Source organism: Bathymodiolus platifrons methanotrophic gill symbiont (assembly GCF_002189065.1).
Taxonomy (GTDB): Bacteria; Pseudomonadota; Gammaproteobacteria; order Methylococcales; family Methylomonadaceae; genus Methyloprofundus.
Map to the genome: position 1 here is coordinate 1 of NZ_BDMN01000607.1, position 1,041 is coordinate 1,041.

Here is a 1,041-nt window from a genome sequence, read left to right on the forward strand (position 1 = left end):
ACGCGGCTTTAGATAAGTCCACCTAATAGATGAATTCATTGGATTGCCTGCTGTATGCTGTTGAAGAATATCTAAAAAGTCTTGATCTATTCCACTGTATTCAGGGGTAGAGGTCTTTTTTTTCGACCGCCTCCAGGTTGTCTGATTCCTGTTATATCCAGTTCTAATTCGGTGAGTTCTTTTTTTCCTTGGCGGATAGTTTTTGGGTCACACTCTAATAAAGCTGAAATATAGTTAACGCCACCATGAGATAATTTTTCACTTTCAATGGCGGCATACCGTCGCTTATTTTTTTCACAAAGTGAGTCATAAAATTTCTTCATCGACTTTTCGATATTTTTTTTATAAGGAAATGACATAAGACAACCACTGAGTAATAAATTAAGATAACCTTAATTTAGGGGAGATATTTCATTATTCAAGCTTGGCTGCTTCAGGAAGTTATTTCGTGCACATTCCTAAGACAATTAAAAGGCATTGGGATGGAATTGTCAGCTGGAAAAAGAGTCAAATCAATAGTGGTATTTTGGAAGGATTAAACTCGGTTTTACAGGCTGCAAAAAGAAAAGCGAGAGAATATAAAATGCAGCACTTCAAAACAATTGCTTATTTACTAACTGGAAAATTAGACTTTTCTAAAATAAATGCGAATTGTTTACCCACTTGAAATTCAAAAGAGCCAGTATTATTGATTATCTGGCTTTTTATAATGGTGAGCGAACGCACTCTAGATTGGGTTATAAATCACCCTTAGAGTTTGAGCGTGAGTTCCATAGAAAAACTGCTTAAGAATGCGTCCTGTTTTACTTGACCATTACACTCTATGCTGAACTTGCTAGCCGGCCCTAGAATAAGGTTTTTTTCACTTCCCTGGTTTATCTGCTAGCGAACCCAGTCTTTTAACCGATATTTAAGTAAGGTCCCAGCGCTTTCCAGTATTAGATTTCTTTCGCTATCGATAGAAATAGTTGGTGCACTCGCCAACACATTTCTTAATAACTGAAGTTTCCCAATTATTGAGTAGCTGAAATACACAATGCT

General features: G+C 36.5%; 3 protein-coding genes. 2 read left to right on the top strand and 1 reads right to left on the bottom strand.

Annotated elements, in window-relative coordinates:
- Window positions 1–86: 86 nt before the first annotated feature.
- On the bottom strand, window positions 87–359 hold the full coding sequence (locus CDZ78_RS20910) for a hypothetical protein (protein WP_087868120.1): 273 nt from the start codon (window positions 357–359) through the stop codon (window positions 87–89).
- 89 nt (window positions 360–448) lie between these two features.
- Here CDZ78_RS20910 and CDZ78_RS20915 point away from each other — a divergent pair, with 89 nt between their 5' ends.
- Window positions 449–667 (top strand): transposase, encoded by a 219-nt coding sequence (locus CDZ78_RS20915; protein WP_244559325.1) that lies wholly within the window; start codon window positions 449–451, stop codon window positions 665–667.
- Complete coding sequence (locus CDZ78_RS24470; RefSeq protein WP_373862439.1) at window positions 664–789, top strand: IS3 family transposase; 126 nt, start codon at window positions 664–666, stop codon at window positions 787–789. Before CDZ78_RS20915 ends, CDZ78_RS24470 begins: the two co-directional genes overlap by 4 nt.
- Window positions 790–1,041 lie beyond the last annotated feature (252 nt).

Excerpts from the sequence above, each read along its gene's own strand:
- CDZ78_RS20910 (WP_087868120.1), bottom strand. The coding sequence starts at position 359 with ATGTCATTTCCTTATAAAAAAAATATCGAAAAGTCGATGAAGAAATTT.